The organism is Pelosinus sp. sgz500959 (genome assembly GCF_042610375.1).
GTDB lineage: Bacteria > Bacillota > Negativicutes > DSM-13327 > DSM-13327 > CTSoil-075.
The window spans coordinates 19,064-39,969 of the sequence record NZ_JBGJZL010000016.1 but is presented as its reverse complement, the minus strand read 5'-3'; the positions used below and the strand labels follow the sequence as shown (position 1 = coordinate 39,969).

General features: G+C 37.6%; 14 protein-coding genes and 1 pseudogene. 5 read left to right on the top strand and 10 right to left on the bottom strand.

All coding sequences use genetic code 11. The features are described from left to right. Positions 1–198: 198 nt before the first annotated feature. The 3 genes from ACAN52_RS19115 (at position 199) to ACAN52_RS19105 (ending at position 5,093) form a co-directional block, all read left to right on the top strand. The gene (locus ACAN52_RS19115) at positions 199–2,355 is read left to right on the top strand and encodes a cell division protein FtsA (RefSeq protein ID WP_378956567.1); all 2,157 of its coding nucleotides are present in this window, start codon (positions 199–201) and stop codon (positions 2,353–2,355) included. Between the two features lie 128 nt (positions 2,356–2,483). Continuing rightward, entirely contained in the window at positions 2,484–3,785 is a 1,302-nt protein-coding gene (hcp, locus tag ACAN52_RS19110) for a hydroxylamine reductase (protein WP_378956566.1), read from the top strand. A gap of 135 nt (positions 3,786–3,920) precedes the next feature. After that, complete coding sequence (locus tag ACAN52_RS19105; RefSeq protein WP_378956565.1) at positions 3,921–5,093, top strand: metallophosphoesterase; 1,173 nt, start codon at positions 3,921–3,923, stop codon at positions 5,091–5,093. Positions 5,094–5,163: 70 nt separating this feature from the next. Here the strand turns inward: ACAN52_RS19105 and ACAN52_RS19100 are convergent, their stop codons facing one another. The 6 genes and pseudogenes from ACAN52_RS19100 to ACAN52_RS19075 all read right to left on the bottom strand — a co-directional run. After that, positions 5,164–7,401, bottom strand: coding sequence for an EAL domain-containing protein (locus ACAN52_RS19100; RefSeq protein WP_378956564.1), 2,238 nt, complete (start codon positions 7,399–7,401; stop codon positions 5,164–5,166). A gap of 133 nt (positions 7,402–7,534) precedes the next feature. Next, positions 7,535–8,797, bottom strand: a complete 1,263-nt coding sequence (locus ACAN52_RS19095; protein WP_378956563.1) for a zinc-binding dehydrogenase — start codon at positions 8,795–8,797, stop codon at positions 7,535–7,537. Between the two features lie 36 nt (positions 8,798–8,833). Next, complete coding sequence (gene pfkB / locus ACAN52_RS19090; protein WP_378956562.1) at positions 8,834–9,766, bottom strand: 1-phosphofructokinase; 933 nt, start codon at positions 9,764–9,766, stop codon at positions 8,834–8,836. Positions 9,767–9,967: 201 nt separating this feature from the next. Continuing rightward, positions 9,968–11,818 (bottom strand): PTS mannitol transporter subunit IICBA, encoded by a 1,851-nt coding sequence (locus ACAN52_RS19085; RefSeq protein WP_378956560.1) that lies wholly within the window; start codon positions 11,816–11,818, stop codon positions 9,968–9,970. 2 nt (positions 11,819–11,820) lie between these two features. Then, positions 11,821–13,959: a BglG family transcription antiterminator gene (locus tag ACAN52_RS19080; RefSeq protein ID WP_378956559.1), complete on the bottom strand. Its 2,139-nt coding sequence runs from the start codon at positions 13,957–13,959 to the stop codon at positions 11,821–11,823. A 156-nt stretch (positions 13,960–14,115) separates the two neighbouring features. After that, positions 14,116–15,510: pseudogene (locus ACAN52_RS19075) on the bottom strand (PTS mannitol transporter subunit IICB); the annotation flags it as partial. Between the two features lie 278 nt (positions 15,511–15,788). Between ACAN52_RS19075 and ACAN52_RS19070 the strand changes: the two are divergent. Beyond that, on the top strand, positions 15,789–16,358 hold the full coding sequence (locus ACAN52_RS19070) for a hypothetical protein (RefSeq protein WP_378956558.1): 570 nt from the start codon (positions 15,789–15,791) through the stop codon (positions 16,356–16,358). A gap of 178 nt (positions 16,359–16,536) precedes the next feature. On the opposite strand, the gene ACAN52_RS19065 is transcribed toward ACAN52_RS19070, so the two are convergent. Further along, complete coding sequence (locus ACAN52_RS19065) at positions 16,537–16,959, bottom strand: bacteriohemerythrin (RefSeq protein WP_378956557.1); 423 nt, start codon at positions 16,957–16,959, stop codon at positions 16,537–16,539. 294 nt (positions 16,960–17,253) lie between these two features. On the opposite strand from ACAN52_RS19065, the gene ACAN52_RS19060 reads away from it, so the two are divergent. Next, the gene (locus ACAN52_RS19060; RefSeq protein ID WP_378956556.1) at positions 17,254–18,486 is read left to right on the top strand and encodes an LL-diaminopimelate aminotransferase; all 1,233 of its coding nucleotides are present in this window, start codon (positions 17,254–17,256) and stop codon (positions 18,484–18,486) included. 46 nt (positions 18,487–18,532) lie between these two features. Here the strand turns inward: ACAN52_RS19060 and ACAN52_RS19055 are convergent, their stop codons facing one another. The 3 genes from ACAN52_RS19055 to ACAN52_RS19045 are packed head-to-tail and all read right to left on the bottom strand — an operon-like array spanning position 18,533 to position 20,891. Beyond that, complete coding sequence (locus ACAN52_RS19055) at positions 18,533–19,501, bottom strand: 3'-5' exoribonuclease YhaM family protein (protein WP_378956555.1); 969 nt, start codon at positions 19,499–19,501, stop codon at positions 18,533–18,535. Between the two features lie 22 nt (positions 19,502–19,523). Further along, on the bottom strand, positions 19,524–20,147 hold the full coding sequence (locus ACAN52_RS19050; protein ID WP_378956554.1) for a trimeric intracellular cation channel family protein: 624 nt from the start codon (positions 20,145–20,147) through the stop codon (positions 19,524–19,526). Positions 20,148–20,183: 36 nt separating this feature from the next. Beyond that, positions 20,184–20,891, bottom strand: a complete 708-nt coding sequence (locus ACAN52_RS19045; RefSeq protein WP_378956553.1) for an MgtC/SapB family protein — start codon at positions 20,889–20,891, stop codon at positions 20,184–20,186. Positions 20,892–20,906 lie beyond the last annotated feature (15 nt).

Sequence of the window (20,906 nt, the reverse complement as noted above, 5' to 3'; positions counted from 1 at the left end):
CAACAAATACTTATCAAATTCGACCGTTTATTCTATTTTAAAACAAAAAAATTCTTTTTATAGACACAGCAATTATACCAGTCAAAAAGGAAATCGGCAACAAAAAGCGAACTTAAGAACCACAAAGGTTTTACTCACTCTATCCCTATTTAAAAATGTTTGATCGGTAAAAAAAAGCAATGCATAAAGGAGCCTTTTATGAAAAAAAACCTGCTATTTGCATTAGATATTGGCACACGCAGTGTTGTCGGATTAGTTGGGGAACAAACAGAACATGGTATCGAAATCATAGCTTCCGAACGCCGAGAACATCATACACGCGCCATGCTAGATGGACAAATTAAAGACGTCCCAGAAGTTGCCAAAATTATTGCTATTATTAAAAATAAATTGGAAGAAACATGTGGTCCCTTACAGAAAGTATCCGTAGCAGCAGCTGGACGGGCTTTATGTACAATAAAATCCCAAGCCGAAATTGAAGCCTATGATCGGGGTATACTGACAAAAATCGATGAGCATGCTTTAGAATTAGCAGCTATCCAGTCGGCTCAGCAGCAACTATCGACTTCCAACGCCATTAATGATCCGACTGCATACTATTGTGTTGGTTACAGTGTTGTCAGTTTTACACTCGATACTACCCCACTCAAAACTTTAGTAGGACAACGAGGTAAACTAGCTAGCATTGAACTAATTGCAACTTTTCTTCCTAAACAAGTTATTGATTCCTTGCAATCAGCCATTACGATGGTCAATCTTGAGATGGCCACCTTAACCCTTGAACCAATTGCGGCTATTAACGTACTGATCCCTCAGACTATGCGCCATCTTAATCTTGTCTTAGTTGATGTAGGAGCAGGCACATCTGATGTAGCCATTACTAAAGATGGTTCGGTTATCGGTTATGGCATGGTTCCTTGTGCTGGCGATGAAATTACCGAATCCATTTCCCAAAAACACCTCCTCGACTTTAATGTCGCTGAAAAAATTAAAAGGCAACTTACTGATCCAGAAATAAATAAAGTTACATTTAATGATGTCTTAGGTTTTAGCCATGAAGTGCCGACTAGTGAAATAATTGATAGTATTACACAAGACGTCGCCCAACTTGCTCAAGCCATCGCCTTACAAATTGTAACCTTAAATAACGTTGCGCCGCAGGCAGTACTACTCGTCGGTGGTGGTTCTCTGACTCCTATGCTCCCCGAACTGCTGGCCCAAGCCCTTGATATGCCAGCTTCAAGAGTAGCTGTTCGCTGTCCTGATACAATAGAAGGTCTTCACAATATCCCTACTGATCTTTGTGCCCCTGATGCTGTAACACCTTTAGGTATTTTAAAACTTTCAGCAAGTCCAACCCTAAATTTTATTAACGTTACATTAAATAAGCAACCATTACATTTATTTAATCTTGGACAACTGACAATTGCCGATGCTCTCTTAGCAGCTGGTATTGATATTCGTAGTCTACGCGGTCGTCCAGGAATGGGTATCACCATCAATACGAATGGACAAACTAAGTTTTTTTCTGGAACGTATGGAAAACCTGGGCGCATTGAATTAAATGGCAGTGAAACTTCACTGGATCATCCTTTACATGAAGATGATACAATCACGGTTATTAAAGGTGTCGACGGTTCTGTACCTGTCGTCTATCTCCGGGATATCGTAGATACATCTATGGCATTACCTCTTTTTATTAATGAACAATCTCACTATATTCCTTCTATTCTTACGGTTAACGGTATCGTCGCTGATCCTGAATCACAACTCACTGATCGTGATCAAGTGACATGCCGATTGCCTCTCACCCTTGGAGAAGTATTAACGGCAACCGGTAGTGAAAGCGAACCGATTCAATATATATATACCATTAATGGAAGTGAACGCATCTATAGCGTATGGCCGCAATATACTCTTAACCAAACCTTAGCTCAAGCCTCTACACCTGTTAAGGCTGGTGATACGATTCGAGTGATCAATCCACCAGAACCTACAATTAGTGAACTTCTCGGTTTGCATGATCCATCTGAAGATGCCCTTACCCTCTTATTCAATGGCGCTAAATGTCAGATCCCTCTACGTCGCTTTAGTATTACAATGAATGGTATTCAAGCTCTGCCAACAGATATCGCTCCCAAGGGCAGTATCATAGATTTTTCTTGCACAGAGCAACCACACCCAATGATTAGTGATGTACTACTAGCTGCTGATTTTAATACACGCGATCTGCCACGAGGCAGCAGTGTAATGATTCACTTAAATCAGCAGCCAACAGAATATACAGCCATTGTAAAAAATGGAGATGAAGTTGACATTTTAGTCACTACCATAAAAAAATTCAAGAAGATTTAATCGATATTTTTACTATTCTGACATTTTTTTATCTTTTTTGCTAAAATTGTGATGTACATCACATTCATTTTATCTTAACCTCGTTATAATAAGTTATGTAATTAAAAAATACGAGGGGGATATGAATAATGAGTATGTTTTGCCATCAATGTGAACAAACTGCAGCAGGTACAGGCTGTACTACCGTGGGGGTTTGCGGTAAAAACGAAGATATCGCCAGCCTTCAAGATACACTTATTTTTGGACTAAAAGGAATCTCTGCTTATGCCCATCATGCACGCGAACTTGGTGCTAGAGATGAACAAGTCGATGCGTTTATGCATGATGCTTTGTTCTTTACATTAACTAACGTTAATTTTAGCCTAGAAAGACATATTGAAATGGTCTTAAAATGTGGTGAAATGAACCTTAGAATTATGGAAGTACTTGATAAAGCTCATGTTGATCATTTTGGTTCTCCAACCCCTGCCAAAGTCTTTACTGGCACGAAACCTGGACCTGGTATTGTCATCACTGGTCATGATCTACTCGATCTTGAAGAACTGTTGAAACAAACAGAAGGTACAGGCGTCAATGTTTATACTCATGGAGAAATGTTACCTGCTCATGGTTATCCTGAGCTGAAAAAATACAAACATTTAGTAGGAAACTTCGGTACTGCATGGCAAAACCAACGTACTGAGTTTGAAAATTTCCCTGGTGCAATTTTAGTCACTACGAACTGCGTAATGCCTCTTACTGCTAAATGTACTTATGGCGATCGCATCTACATGCGTAACATCACAGGTCTGCAAGGCGGCAAACAAATCCTTGACCGTGATTTTTCTGAAATCATTGCTCATGCAAAAGCTTTGCCTGCACTGACTGAAACTGAAGGCACATATACTTTAGATACAGGTTTCCATCACAACGTGATCCTTAGCTTGGCTGATAAAGTTGTTGAAGCCGTTAAAACTGGTAAAATTAAACGTTTCTTCCTCATCGGTGGCTGTGATGGTGCCAAAACTGGTCGTAACTACTATACTGAAATGGCACAAAAAGTACCTAAAGATTGCGTAATTTTAACTGTAGCCTGCGGTAAATATCGCTTTAATGATCTTGAATTTGGTGATATTGATGGCATTCCTCGTCTGCTTGATTTAGGTCAATGTAATAATGCTTACTCTGGTATTCAAGTCGCTGTAGCCTTGGCTAGCGTCTTTAAATGTGGCGTAAATGATCTGCCTCTTTCCTTTGTTCTTTCTTGGTATGAGCAAAAGGCTGTAGCCATCCTCTTAACTCTTCTCCACTTAGGTGTGAAGAACATTCGCATTGGACCTACACCTCCTGCATTCATTTCGCCAAATGTTTTCAAAGTCCTTAATGAAACCTTTGGTTTACAACTCATCACTACGGCTGAAGAAGATATGAAAGCCATTCTTGGTGAATAACTTTTTAAACAAAAACTGCTAGTTGGCATATTGCCAGCTAGCAGTTTTCTTCTGCAGGAAAAACTAGCAGAATCGCGAAATGATAATAAGAGATCGCAGAATATGCTGATAATCTGAAGGAGAATAAACATCACCATGAACAGCAACTTAGTCTTAATGATAACAATATTCTTAGCCATTTATAGCACTGCTAATTATTATGTAGGTTGGCGAGGTTGGCAAGGATTAAATCTAAGTACTGCCCCAGTAAGAGGTCTATGTTATAAAATTGTTGTATGCTTGCTTGCAGCAGCTTACCCCCTCGCTCGATTAGGAGAATCCTATCTTCCATCTATGTGGATCGATAACCTTACATTCCTTGGTGCTCTTTGGGTAGGTACTCTTTATTATTTATGCTTATTTACCTTATTGATTGATCTATTACGATTCATTAATCGACGAAAAATTTTTTTACCAGAAAAATTAACAAAACATCCTTTTATCATAACGACTACAATCTTCTGTACGACATTACTCTTGATTAGTTATGGCACTTGGAATGCCCGCCATCCCTTGACCCAAAATTATGAGATTACGATTCCCAAACCTGCAGGTTCTCTGGAAACACTACAGGTTGTGATGGTCTCAGACATTCATTTGGGAAATATCATTACGAATAAGCGCTTAACTAAACTTATCAATCGTATTAACCAATTGGAACCTGATCTTGTACTCTTTACTGGCGATATTATTGATAGCAATGTTGATGTACTCCAAAATCAAAATATGATTGATAACTTCGCGAGATTAAAACCTAAGTTCGGCACATATGGAATTTTAGGCAACCATGAATATTTTGACAAAAAAACCGATTTGGCTATTCAGTACTTGGAACAAGGTCATGTTCATATGTTACGCGATCAGTCAACACGTGTAGCTGACGCTTTCTATCTCGTCGGTCGGGATGATCTCTCCAAGAAACGTTATACAGGTATTGAACGGGAAGAACTAAGTACAGTTATGACTGGCACTGACCATGCATTGCCGATTATCTTACTTGATCATCAGCCACATAATCTACAAGATGGCATCGAGCAAGGTGTTGATTTGCAACTATCAGGGCACACTCACCTAGGACAACTGTTTCCCAATAACTTATTAACTAAAAAGATCTATGAATTAGACTGGGGCTATCTTCGCAAAGAAGGCATGCAAATCATTGTCTCCTGTGGTGTCGGCACGTGGGGTCCACCGATTCGCATCGGTAACCATCCAGAAATCGTCAACATAACGATACATTTTCAAAAACCTGAACATCAGTCATATTGATTAAGAAAACCCCATCGTGGAAAGTTTTGCGATTCATGCAAAACCTTCCACGATGGGGTTATTTGCCGTTTTAGCTACCTATAATTTCTAGATTTTTATTATTTTCTAAATATGCTTCAATATTTTCTAAAGGCAAGGGCTTGCTAAAAAGATAACCTTGCACTTCATCACACTCATATTGCTGTAAAAGTTCTAATTGTCCTACAGTTTCAACGCCTTCTGCTGTTACGTTAAGGTGCATGGTTTTACCAAGAATAACAATGGTTTTTACAATTGAAGCACTTTCTAAGGACACCTCTGCATCTTGGATAAAAGATTTATCAATTTTCAATGTATCTATGGGTAATCGTTTCAAATTGACTAAAGAGGACTGACCAGTACCAAAATCATCCATGGAAATACGTATTTTCAGTTTCCCTAATGCCTTCATTGTTTCAATTGCAGATGCAATATCGTATAAGCACAAGGTTTCTGTAATTTCTAATTCTAATAGTTCTGGCAAAGCACCTGTCTTTTCTAAAATACCCCTGATTGTCTCTAAAAGATTACCATGATAAAATTGTTTGGCAGAAAGATTCACTGAAATTGTCATCCATTTTCCCGCATCGTACCATGTTTTAATTTGCCGGCAGGCTTGCTCTAAAACCAACGTTCCTAAGGGAACAATCAGCCCTGTTTCTTCAGCTAAGGGGATAAAACGATCAGGAAAAATCAACCCACGTTCTGGATGCTGCCAACGTACTAACGCTTCAAGAGACTGAATCTCTCCAGTTTTAATATTGACGCGAGGCTGATAATAAAGAACTAATTCATCTCTTTCAAGAGCATCCCGCAAGTCTCTTTCTAAATTGAGTCGACTCACAATTTGCTTGGATAGTTCCTTCGTATATAAATGATAACTATTTTCCTTCTTTTCTTTAGCACGTGCCATTGCAATATCTGCATTTTTGATTAATACACCAATGTCATGACCATCATCAGGATACACAGCGATCCCTACACTACCTGTCAAAGAAAAATCATAGCCATCAACCTCAAATGGCTCACTGCATGCATCAAGTAACATTTCAGCGATTTTTTCTACATACCCTTCTCCTTCATTTGGCGGTTGGTAGATAATAATAAATTTATCCACCCCCATACTAGCAATATGACAAGGGATATTAATACTTTTCAAACGTTTAGCCATGATCTTTAGTAAATTATCACCTGCATCATGACCTGCAATATCATTGACAATCTTAAAACCATCCAAGTCTAACATCAACACCGCAATTTTATTGTTTGATGCTAACAACTCTCCAAAAGTTTCTTTGATGAAATTTCGATTGTACAAACCTGTGATAGGTTCATGATAAGCAAGGTAGGAAATTTTTTCTTGCTGTTTTTGCCGTTTCTCTAATTCCATCTGCAGTGAATCATATAAGCGAGCATTATCAATACTTAATGATGCAATGTTTGCGAACTGTTCAAGTACAGTCATTTTCTCTTCTGTAAAAGTTTTTCCACTATGATTTGAATAACTTAAACCTAAGATCGCTACGATCTGACTTTCACGATAGACAGGCACACTGACCATTGCCCCCATGCTACTAAAATTATGCCCTGTCACTTTTTCAGACCAAGAATTATAGTTATCAATAATGATACTATGCCCCTTCTGCCATACCCTACCAGATAACCCCTCTCCCCGTTTGAGGATCATTCCAGTATTTTCTGTATGAGGACCACCAGTACTCGTTTTTAATTCTAAGTATTCGCCTGTAGGATCTACTAAAAAGATAAAAGCGTCAGCTGAATCAGCAAGTTCTGCTGCCCCTTCGACAATCCTTTGATATAAAGCATTCATATTCATGCGTTTTACCATTGTTAATGTTGTTCCGAATAATGTATTCAGATATGTATTTTTTGTAACCAGTAATTCTTTATTTTCTCGAAGCAATTCTTGATTTTTTTCTAAGGTGGCCAACTGATCACGCAATTCTTCTTCTAATGCCCTTAACTCTTCATAAGCTGCCATAAGTTCAAGATTGTTTTTTTCTAACTCTTGATTTTTGATTTCGTACTGTAAAGTATGATGTTGTATCAGAAAATATAACATCATACTTGTTAAAGCAATAAAAATCCAGCCTTTAACTATTGATAATCGAAGAATCATCTGTGGATCTGCAACCATCAAATTTAATACGCTATCAGAAAAAAGTATCCATATGCTAGAAACAGTAGCATATAAAATAGTAATACGTAAAGAATTTTTATTGGAAGATGTGAGCATAATATCCCCTTCACCTTTGCTTTCTTGCTTCATCGATAAGTTCGACTTTTTTCTACAATTATCCTCTTTATTGTTCTAAATAATATGAGTATCATCGATCATCAAAATAAGAAGAACCTACAACCAACTAAACGGTTGTAGGTTCTTCTTGTTTACTATTATTTATTTATGATAGGCTCCAATTTTCTAGTAAATATTGTTCAGCCTCAGTGCACCATAAGCCTTTATTTCGGCTAGTTATTTCAGCTAGTTTTGCATAGCGAGGATCTGTTTTACCTTTTTCTTCAAAATCAATAATAGCTGTTAACTCCATGTTAATGCTGGTATAAATGAGTTTTTTCCCTGCTGGTGCTTCTGGCAAACGTAAGGTAGCCTCTGCAGCACTATCGAGCCCTCCGATATGTGTAACCATGACTGCAGGATTAATTAATCCTTTTTCGGTCATACGCAGTGATTCAATCATATCATCTGTATTTCCACCAGTAGTCCCAACAATATGAGTGGAATTATAATGAACATTATAGAAATTGCACAGACCTGAGAACTGAGTATCTGTAGGACCTGCAAAGAAATTCAAGCAGCCATCGCGACCAAGTATTTTATCGCCTTGTTCAACGAGAGGTTTTACTGGAGCAAATACATATACATCATCAAATCCTGTACCACCTGTCAAGGATTTTAGATAGGCTGGTGCGTCTTCCAACTCTTTAGTATTTACAAAAATAAGCTCTATACCTTTTTCTTTGGCTTCTGTAGTAGAGAATACACTTTCTGCACGTTCTAATCTTTTTTGATCCACATCAGTAACAACAATCATACTTGGTCTGCGATCACAATTCATGGCATAATCAATAGCGCCTAATCCCATAGGTCCTGCACCTGCTAAGATAGCAAGTTTTCCACCTTCTACAATACCCATTTTATGTTCATAACTGCCCATAGTTGTATGATAATTTGCATGGAATGAACCAATAATGCAAGACATAGGTTCTGCTAAAGATGCTTCATAATAAGATTCCCCTTCATATTTGAGCAGACATCCAAGCTCCATCACTTCTTGAGGCATAATCACATAGGTTGCCGCCCCACCACAATAACGATAAGAATAACCAGGTGAATCCATACTGCCTTTATAATTTAAGGCTGGTTGCATGGAGAATTTTTCTCCTGCTTTAAATTGATGACTCCACTTCGCACCGACCTCAACAATATTACCTGCCATTTCATGGCCAATAATAATAGGAAATTCTGCAATATCTGCCGGAACTCTCTTATGATCTGTTGCGAGTGAGGCCGCTTTATAACTTGACATACAAATACTATCGGAAACAACCTGAACTAAAATTTCATCATCTTTGATTGGCGGTAGCTCAAATTCATCTAAGCGTAAATCATTTTTTCCATATAAGCGAACTGCACGTGTCTTCATTTTATTTTTACCTTCTTTCATTTGCTTTTATAAATTCTACAAATATTTCCATTGTACTTTCTTCTCTAATTCTTGAATGATTTCCAAACTGCTAGGTTCGGTACCATGGGTCATTACATTAGCTGTACCTGCAGCAACGGCTAAAGTCACTGACTTTTCAAAAGTTTCCCCATTGTCAAGAGCATAAGCAAGAGCAGCGACCATAGAATCACCTGCTCCTACCGTACTTTTCACCTCAACGACTAGTCCCTCTGCCAAGATGGTAACTTCTTTATTTAAAAACAAGGCACCGTCTCCTCCCATGGAAACAACTACAACTTCTATGCCATATTCTTGCATAAGTGATCGAGAGGCTTTGATCACTTCATCAATCGTTGTTATCTTTCTTCCCAATAATCTTTCTAGTTCATGAATATTAGGTTTTATCAGATAAGGGCCTGCAGCAATCCCTAAACGCATTATTTCCCCATCTGCATCTAATATACTTTTTCCACCTTTTTCTTTGACCTGATTGATCCATTTTTGATAGATATTCGGTTCAATATTAGGTGGCACACTTCCTGAAAATACTATAATAGCCTTATCATTTACAGATTGCAACAGTTGTTTTTCAATTTCTTCTATATCTTTTGGAGTGATCTGTGGTCCCATTTCGTTGATATCTGTATTCGTATGCTGCATTGGATCTACAATTTTGAGATTTGTTCTTGTTTCTCCATTCACCATAACAAAATCATTATCGATGTGCATTTCATCTAAATAATTTTTGATAAAGGTTCCTGCTCTGCCTCCAAGAAAACCTAAGGCTTTGCTTTGTCCTCTTAAGCTCAATATGATTTTTGAAACATTAATCCCTTTACCACCTGCATCTAAGCGGATAGAAGAGACTCTGTTGACGCTATTAATTTGGACATTATTAATTTCCACTGTTTTGTCGACAGCTGGATTTAATGTAACGGTAATAATCATTGTTTATCCTCCAGCAGTTAATTTAATCGCGTAATAGCATTCAAATTTTTTAATGGTTATTACCGAAAATGCGATACAAAGCCTTAGCATTACTACGTGGCAAGCAAGCAATACTTTATATCACATCCTCGGGATCAACCATAAGCTATGATTTTTTGTATTACAGCTTATAGTAAAGATCTTTTCATGCTTAGAGTCCTTTTATGACTCTTGGCTATGAAAAAGATTGTAAATATAATCAACATCCGTTGTTGTACGCAGCACTTCCACAATACTATCATCTTCATCATTAATGGCTGTTGCAATATTAGAAAGAATACTTAAGTGCTCATTTCCCATTCCAGCTATCCCAATGACTAGATAAGCTTTTTCTTCACCAAAAGAAATGCCCTCTGGAAATTGCAGTACAACCATTCCTGATTTTTTAATATTTTCTTTTGCTTTTCCCACACCATGAGGAATGGCAATGCCTTTTCCAATATATGTTGTCAGATCATTTTCCCGTTCAATCATAGCTTCGATATACTCTTCATTTACATATCCACCCTCATGTAAGAGGCGCCCAGCCATTCTGATGACTTCATCTCTGTCCATGGTTTTTAAGCCCAATAGGATATTGCTTTTTCTAAGAATAAGGTTATCCTGTACACTCTCTTGACTCTCTTCTACACTTGTTGCTGCATTAGCAGAAACCAGTCTATGTTTTAACAGCTCAAATACTTGATTTTCAATAAAATCTTTGACAAAGATGTGTTCTGCCTGCGGCGCTTTAAGCTGAGCACGAGCAGCTAACTTCTCATGAGTTACAACAACTTCTGCATTTGTTGGAATGGCTTCAATGGCACAATTGATAACTTCTACAGTAAACCCAGCTTTTTTACACTTATTGCGTAAAATGGTTGCTCCCATAGCGCTTGACCCCATACCTGCATCACAAGCAAAAATGACTTTTTGAACTGTTGTTCTTTTTTGATTTCCTTTAAGATTTTTCATTTTTTCTGTCGCTTCTGCCAACTCTGAGTCATCTTGCTTTTCGCTGGATTTTTTTACAAATACTGAAGCAATCAAGAAGGAAACAACTGTGGATACGAGCACTCCGGTAAGAACTGCAAAGTAACCGCCTTTCGGTGTCATCGCGATCACTGCAAAGATACTACCTGGAGATGGAGTTGCTACAAGTCCTGCTCCTAATAAGTTAAAAGTAAATACTCCACTTGCACCCCCACCAATAACAGCAAGTAACAGTAGTGGATTCATCAATACATAAGGGAAGTAGATTTCATGTATACCACCCAAAAAGTGAATAATCATCGCCCCTGGTGCGGATTGTTTAATCATTCCTTTGGAGAATACCCAGTACGCTAATAAAATTCCCATACCTGGACCAGGATTGGCTTCTAATAAAAAGACAATTGATTGGCCCATGTCTTTCGCTTGTTGAATACCAATAGGCCCTAGCAACCCATGATTAATGGCATTATTTAAAAACAAGATCTTAGCCGGTTCAATAAACAAGGATGCTAAAGGTAATAACCCTGCATTAATAATGATCTCTACGCCAGTTTTAAGTGCATTGTTTAGCCCTAACACTACAGGTCCAATACTTGTATAAGCTAATAATGCCAGTATCGCACCAAGGATACCTGCTGAGAAATTGTTTATCAACATTTCAAAACCAGCTGGCACATTGCCCTCAATGGATTCATCAAACTTTTTGATGACATAGCCACCCAAAGGTCCCATGATCATCGCTCCAATGAACATTGGAATATCGACCCCAACGATCACACCGATTGTTGCAATCGCACCAAGAACACCACCACGACTGTCAGCGACCATTCTACCTCCTGTGAACCCAATCAGCAGAGGAAGTAAATATATAATCATTGGTCCAACGAGTTTGCTCAAATATTCATTGGGCATCCAACCAGTAGGGATAAACAGCGCTGTGATCAACCCCCATGCGATAAATGCTCCGATATTGGGCATCACCATTCCGCTTAGAAATCTGCCAAATTTTTGTATCTTCTCTTGACCTTTATTCCCATCCATTTCTATTCCCCCATCAATTTTTCATTTTTAAAGCGATAAAATTCTTCTAATATATTACTAATTTCCACCCTGGCTTCTTGCTCAGTGCTCTCTTGTAATATCTTGATAAAATCAGGTCTTTCAATGAGCATTTTGCTAAGATAGCTAATCGTTTCCATTGCATCTTCACTGTTATTCTCTGGCGCAATCATAACAATTCCCAATTTTATTTCTTCCTTTTCTCCCTTGATCTTTATAGCGTAAATTGGGGTTTTAATTTGTACTACACCAAAGTAAAGCTTGTTTACTGCGTCTGTCCGACAATGCAGTAAGATAAAACCATGCCCTGTGATATATGTTCCGCCTTTTTCTTCTCTTTCTTGTAGAGAATCGGCAAGTTGTTTTTCGATTTCGTCACTCGTAGCAAGTAAGGAACTCACATTCTGAATGACATCGTCAATTGTCTTTGATCGTTCATCTTTCACTAAGAAAAAAGTCTCTAAAATTTCAATAATGGCTTTGCCATAACTTTGCAATGAAAGCAAACGATCTTGAAAATTTATTCCTTCAGGATTTTTACTGGGATAAAAATCAACTTTATCTGCTAATAACTTCATTTGATGATTGATTTTATTTTTATCTTCTTCGAAAAGCAGGGGATTCACAGTAACGACTGGGATTGAACAATAATCAATTGTAACTGTAGAAATAATAAAATCAATTCTCTTTTCTCTTAATCTTCTTTCATCAATATGAATGGTAGAAATAACCTCTACTACCTGGATATTATCGTATGCCTTACCAATCTTTGTCGCTAATAAACGAGATGTACCGATACCTGTCGAACACGCAATCGCACAACGATATACAGGTTTGAGCAACTTTTCGCCCGTTTCAATCGCTGCCCCTAAATGCATGGCAATATAAGCAATTTCAGAATCAGGCATCTTGATACCTAAATGTTTTTCCACGACGGTCGCACACTTTCTACTGATTCCTACTAATTCTGGATAATATGCTTTAATTTCTTCTAACAGCGGATTTCGAATCTCCATCTTCATTTTTAATCGACTAATTGAGGGGCCTAAATGATTGACTAAACCAATGAGTAAATTTTTATTTTGCATTAACAATCGACCCGTCTCAACTTCTGCCACTTTAATAATTTCCTTCGAAATTCTGACGAGTTCAAAATTACCGATTATTTTACCATGATCTTTTAGATAATCATTTCGATTTTTCGACCCTCTAATATGCATGGTAATGTAACCAATTTCAGATTCTGGAATTGTAATCATAAAATTCTTGGCAATACTCGCCACCATATCTGTTGCAACCAAGTATTCGGGATATTGTCTTAGTTCTGCTAAAAAATCTTGATCAATAATAATTTCTTCATTCTTGGTAATCCTTTGTACGGCAAGCGCTAAATGAACAATTAATCCTACGTAAGCACTATCTGCCAACTTATGACCCATTTTGTCTTCCGCCTCGTGTATAGAAGACTCTAATTTATGAATCACTTCTTTATTAATTAAATTTAAGAGTCGTCGTTGGGTTCTGAGTTCAATGTCGCTAGATGATTGATCAACAGATTTCATTAAACTATTGCGTATGACTCCCAGCAATTGATCTTCTTCAATATTCTCATAGATAAAATGGATCATGGCCTTTCTAATATTATTTTCCAGGCCCTCAATATAAACGCCAAGCCCTGGTTTTCGAATGAGAGTAATCTGTTGCCGTGCAAACCATTCTTCAACTTTATCCAAATCATTACTAATTGTTCCTTCTGTGACTTTTAGCATTTTGGTAAAATTATATAATTTTACGGCTTCTTGATTCTGTAATAATTCACTTACAATCACAATTTGTCGTTCTTTAGGTGAGTAAAAACTTTCTTCCTTTTCATCCTCTAAAATATCAAGGATAATTGCTTTGCGATCCATACTACCATTTACTTTAATACCAGCACCTGTCTTTTTACTCAAACTGCAGCCTTTAGATTCAAGCCATTGCTCGACTTCATATAATTCTCGTAAAATTGTTTTTGCGCTAACGCCTACTTCTTTGGCAATCGTTGAGATTGTTACATACTTATCTTCTGCGCAAATTCTAAGCAAGATTTTTTTTACTCGTGCATTCATCTTACTATCTTGCATAAAATCCCCTCCTCTGTAACCATCTAACTTTTTACCAATCGTAATTACTACATTTTAAAGAAAATAGTCTCTTCTGTGCCTTCTTTAAAACTCCAAGTAAATGAGGGTACAAAAACCCTCATTTACTTGAAATGAACCTACATTAACTTTTGACTATCGTAAACGATTTACCAAATCATCATACTTCGAACTAGTAAGGAAATTATCAATAGAGATATGCTCTGCTTTTGGAGCAATGTTTTTTGCTCTTTCGGTCAGACTTTCATGAGTAATAACAACTTGTGCACCAGCTGGAATGGCTTCAATCGCACAATTAATGACATCGATATTGAGTCCAGCTTTCTTAAATTTATTACGCAACGTGGTTGCTCCCATAGCACTTGATCCCATACCTGCATCACAAGCAAAAATAACTTGAGTCACATTTTTCTTTACTTGAGTTGTTCCTTTAAGATCTCTCATTTTTTCAGTTGCTTCTGCTAATTGAGAATCATCTTGTTTGTCATTAGCATTTTTTACGAAAATGGAAGCAACTAAGAAAGTAACAACAGTCGATACGAGTACACCTGCTAGAATTGCAAAGTAGCCACCTTTTGGCGTCATTGCAAGGACTGCAAAAATACTCCCTGGTGATGGAGTTGCGACAAGGCCTGCTCCTAATAAGTTAAAAGTAAATACGCCACTTGCGCCACCGCAAACAACAGCAATTAAGAGTAATGGATTCATTAGTACATAAGGGAAATAGATTTCGTGTATACCACCCAAAAAGTGAATAATCATAGCGCCTGGAGCGGATTGTTTAATCATACCTTTAGAAAATACCCAATAAGCTAACAAAATTCCCATACCAGGCCCAGGATTAGCTTCTAGTAAGAAGAAAATCGATTGACCTGCATCTTTGGCTTGTTGGATACCAATAGGACCCAATACACCATGATTAATGGCATTATTTAAAAACAAAATTTTAGCTGGTTCAATGAATAAGGATGCGAAGGGTAGTAATCCTGCATTGACAATGCCTTCTACACCTGATTTTAGTATATTATTTAACGATAATACAACAGGTCCAATACTGGTATACGCCAGTAGGGCCAACATTGCACCGATGATACCTGCTGAGAAATTGTTAATTAACATTTCAAAACCAGCTGGTACATTACCATCAATGGCCTCATCAAACTTTTTGATGACATAACCACCTAAAGGCCCCATAATCATAGCACCAATAAACATAGGAATATCAGCCCCAACGATTACACCAATTGTTGCAATCGCGCCAAGAACAGCGCCTCGGGTATCGCTGACCATTTTACCGCCAGTGTATCCAATGAGTAGTGGAAGTAGGTATACAATCATAGGCCCAACCAGTTTGCTTAAATATGCATTAGGTAACCAACCTGTAGGGATAAAAAGTGCTGTAATTAAGCCCCATGCAATAAAAGCTCCAATATTGGGCATAACCATGCCACTTAAAAATCTGCCAAACTTCTGAATGCTTTTTTGACTCGTGCTCGTGGTCGTGGCCTGAGTATTCAGTTGAACAGTTGACATCTAATCTGAACCTCCCTCATTTTTTTCACCGCAAATCGCCAAGCTCTTTCTGCAGAAATATTCTCTCTATTCCGGTAATTCAATTATAGGTCTTTTATTCCTTATCTTCAATTCAAAGATCTATCCATAAGTCCATAGTGATTAATGACAAAATTAAAGATCCAAGTGTACTAATACTTTACAGCATATTATACTTAGATCTTTAATTTATAAATTACCAGGAATTGAAATCATGAAAATATGAAATACTAAGAATAAAAATAGGGAGGGATGAATCAATGGAGAAAAAGTTAGCAAAACGAAAGAGTCTTCGCGGAAAATATAAACGCTACGCTGCTGCAATTGTTGGTACTGCCATTATGACGGGCGCAGCATTGCCTGGCATCCCACTCTTCAGTAAAGCCTTTGCATCTGAAAATCCCACTTCTCCTCCTATAAAAAATGAACAAATGACGAAATCAGCTAGGAATGGTTGGCATCAACATAAAAATGACTGGCCTAGTTCGGATGATAATCAGGCATGGTATGAGAATGGACATATCTATTATTTGAATGACCATAATCGTTATAGTGAACATCAACGTGATGGATATTTCCAAGATGTGAGTAGTCCTGTGGATTTTGTAAAAACCTATGCTACGCAATACGGTTTTGATACTTTGCGCGATTCTTTTACACTCATTCATCAAGGACGGTATAAAGCAACGGTTCAGGTCATTAATAAGGCTACTGGACAGCGCTTTAAACTAGACTTAGAAAGAAATTACGGTGACTGGCAAGTTGTTGTGATCAGGGGTATCGGTGACGAAAATTTCCCAGCGACTTATCATGCGGTATCAAGACTATAAAACATTAAAAACCCCCTTGGAACCTCAAAGGCCGTCTCGTAGGCGGCCTTTGCTATAATTTCGGCAAATACTCATACAACTTACATATTTTCATAAAGAGACAATATAAAAACCCATTAGCAGTTCACACCACTAATGAGTTTTACATATTGTAAAATATAGATAAGTTTTTTAAAATTTATTTAACCCCACGTTCGATCAGAAATTGAGCATACTTTTGATCCGTATCTAAAATGTGTTGTCCAATCCAACCTAATAAAAATTGTATTGTATCTTTAAGAATGCCTTGTTCATTTTTATCTAAGTCTTGTTGACGAATCTGTACGACTTTCCTAACAAATGAACTATGTTCTAATTCATGAATTTTCATGTCCATCGAAGAGTAATTATGCGTATTTAGCAGTTCTTCTTCAAATGCAAAATGTTTGACAGTATAATCGCTTAGTTCATCAAAAATAGCAACGATTTCATCATAATGATCAAAATCATCATCTCGATTTGTAACATCAAGCATATCACTAATTAAACTAATTAGTTTTTGATGTTGTTCATCAATTTCGGCAATATTTAAGTTATATTCCGTTTTCCATTCAATTGACATAATATACCTCTTTCCATTATATTTTAAAAATAAACACCTTAATCGATTTATTTCAACTCTATCATCTATTATTACAAAAGTAGGTACCATAAGGCAATGTATAATTTTCATATTTTCTATGTATCTTGATTTTTACCGATATTTTCTTGGATTAAGCAGGAAACTGCACGTGTATTGTATAATTTAATGATTATATATGAAACAAATTAGTTTTTGCCATGGAACAAGTATTATCCCACTGGCAAGACAATTCTGACCTTCGTACTATATGGCATTTTGAGAGGAGTTTATAACATGGCATTACTGAATGAAAATTATTTAAAACTACCAGGTAGCTATTTATTTGCTGAAATAGCTAAAAGAGTCACTAATTTTAAAGCTGAATTTCCAGAAGCAAATATTATCAGACTGGGCATCGGCGACGTAACTAAGCCTTTAACGCCTGCCGTTATTGATGGTTTACACAAAGCCGTTGATGAGATGGCAAATCCAGAAACTTTTCGTGGATATGGACCAGAACAAGGTTATAATTTTTTGATTGAAAAAATTATTGCCACAGACTATACCCCCCGCGGTGTTAAGCTCGAAGTAGATGAAGTGTTCGTTAGCGATGGCTCCAAAAGCGACGTAGGTAATATTCAAGAAATTTTTGGAGTTAATAATAGAGTCGCGATTACTGATCCTGTATATCCTGTCTATCTTGACACGAATGTAATGGCAGGTAGAACTGGCGACTTTATCAATGGTATGTTTGAGAATGTCACTTACTTACCATGCAATGCAGAAAATAAATTTATCCCTGCATTACCTACAGAAAAAGTGGACCTGATTTACTTATGCGTTCCTAACAATCCGACCGGTACTACCCTCTCTAGAACTGAATTAAAAAAATGGGTTGATTATGCCAAAGCCAATGGTTCAATCATTCTCTTTGATGCGGCTTATGAAGCTTATATCCAAGATCCAGAACTTCCTCATAGTATTTATGAAATCGAAGGCGCGAACGAAGTTGCTATCGAGTTCAGATCATTCTCTAAAACTGCAGGCTTTACAGGTACACGTTGCGCCTTTACTGTTGTACCCAAAACAGTCATGGCACTTACAGCTGCAGGCGAATCCCACCCTCTAAACAAATTATGGAATCGCAGACAAACTACGAAATTTAACGGTACACCTTATATCATCCAAAAAGGTGCAGAGGCCATTTATACCCCTGAAGGTCAAGCTGAAATCAAGACTGTTGTCAGCTATTATATGGACAATGCAAGAATCATCAAAGAAGGTCTAGAAAGCATTGGTCTCGAAACTTTCGGTGGCGAAAATGCTCCTTATATTTGGCTCAAAACACCAAACGGCATGGATTCATGGGAATTTTTTGATAAACTTCTTAATGAAGCACATATTGTCGGTACTCCAGGTACAGGCTTTGGCCCATCAGGACAGGGTTATTTCAGATTAACCGCTTTCGGTAATAAAGAAAATACTCTTGAAGCAGTGGAAAGAATCAAAACAAGATTAAGTTTATAAAATAAAAAGGACACAACGTTGCCATCGTGCACGTTGTGTCTTTTCTTTATTGTTGATCTTCATTCTTTAAACTAGGTTTGTATAATTTTCGATTATTGAGTAACCAAACCTTCTCTGATAGTTTTCCTTCTTCCACACTTCCAAGTACCCGCCCCATATCATACATGCGAGCATCCATCATATCCAGATAATGCAGTATTTCAGCCTCAGGGATCATGGGTCGTTTAGGACTGCCAAACTCAGGTTCATAGTGATGAGATAAAATCATGTGCTGCAGTAACAAGGATACTTCTCGATCTGCTCCAACTGCAATTGCTGTTTGTTCAATCATTTTAATCCCCTGGATAATATGTCCTAAGAGTTCACCTTCTATGGTATATTCCGATACAATTCCTAGTTCACTGGCATTCATTTCAGCTGTTTTAGCAATATCATGTAAGATAATACCTGAAAATAGTAAATCCCGATTGAGCCCTACATAAACCTCACTGGCCTTTTCTCCCATCTGGAGCATGGTCATAATATGATACATGAGACCTGAACGCACGGCATGATGATTTTGTTTGGCTGCTGGGTACAGTAATAACTTTTCTTTATTCGCTGTAACAATACTTTTAACAATATTGCGCATATCTTGGTTTTTAATCTTATTCATATAGCTTTCAATTTCAGTATACATGAATTCAGGGCTATAGGGTGCAGCGGGTACAAAATCACCGATTTCTAAACCATCTCCATCTGTAGCCATCCTGATTTTTTCAATCTTCAATTGCAACCGATTTTGCCACTCATTTGTCGTCCCTTTTACTTTAACTAAGGAATTAGGGGAATACTGTGGTCCTTCTTCTGGATTATGATCCCAAAGTTTGGCATTAATTTCACCCGTCTGATCAACAAGAGTCAAATCAAGATAGTGTTTATTATTATTTGTTGTTTTACAATCAGCAGCTTTTACTAGAAAAAAGCTCTGTACACTATCACCAGCTTGTAAGTTTTTAATTTTCTTATTATCCATCCCTAGCACTCCTATATTCTTACTATTCTTTTCTAATCTGTTTTATTCCCACTACTGGCAGATTGATATCATATTTCATGCAAACCATACGGATCAGTACAGTAATAAAAAAACATAAATACATGGCTCCATTCTCTGGAAGTAATGGTTTTGTATAAAAAAAGCATATGGCACCAATCATAGACGCCACTGCATAAACCTCTTTATGAAAAATGAATGGAACATCTCCTACGAAAATATCGCGGATTACGCCTCCACCTACGCCAGTCAGTACAGCCATCATCACAGTCAAAAACAATCGATTATATTCATATATAAAGGACATATTAGCGCCAGCTGCCGTAAAAGCACCTAGGCCAATGGCATCACAGATCAAGATAATGTGAGTAAATCGAGTAAGCCAACGATAAGTAAAACATGCAATAATTGCTGTAATTAAACTGATAATTGCTGATGTAGGAAATACAAAAGCTGTTGGCGGCGTAATGCCAACCAAAATATCACGAACGATTCCACCTCCTACTGCAGTCGTGAGAGCCAACATAAATACACCAAAAATATCTAACCGTTTTTCGATTCCTGCCAAAGCACCAGCTGCTGCAAAAGCAATTGTTCCAATAATTTCAACGATATTTAATACGTTCATTTAACTTCTCCCTATGATTGTTAACAGGTCAATCCCTTAATCGGCATCATTATCAACATTCTCCATGATTCTCCAACTTACAGCATTTACAGAAGACTCCATACTTAATCGACTCACGATCTGTTCCATGGATTTATCCGTCCGTTTTGTCGCAATAAATTGAGCAATTACTTCTACCATTTCTGAATTCTCAATATCCTCACTATGAATGGCTCTTAACATGACAGGTTCTTCATGAACAACATGTAAAATCAAAGCTCGTACATTCACTTCCCCATCAGCACGACATACGGTCCTAAAAAAATAACGCACTTCAGTATCTTCCATGAGCATAGGTTTGGCATTAATCATACGTGCCACAGGTCTTAGTAATACATTTGCACTTAAAATGGCTACAACGCCGAGTCCCGCATGCAATAGAAAACCCATACCTGTCAAAGTTCCCACCGCTGCTACACACCACATGGTCGCTGCAGTATTCATGCCACGAACATTCAGCCCATCACGCATAATAACCCCAGCCCCAAGAAAACCAATACCAGTAACAACTTGGGCGGCAATTCGCGTAGGACTGGCTTCATGAGGCGTGAGTATTCCTAACATGACAAATATGCATGACCCAATACATACCAAGGCATTCGTCCTAATCCCTGCCATACGTTGTCGCCGTTGACGTTCAAAACCAATCATCGTCCCAAAAAGCAAGGCCATCCCAAGGCGCAAAGCAAAATCAGCAAATTCCATATCGTTCACCCCCAT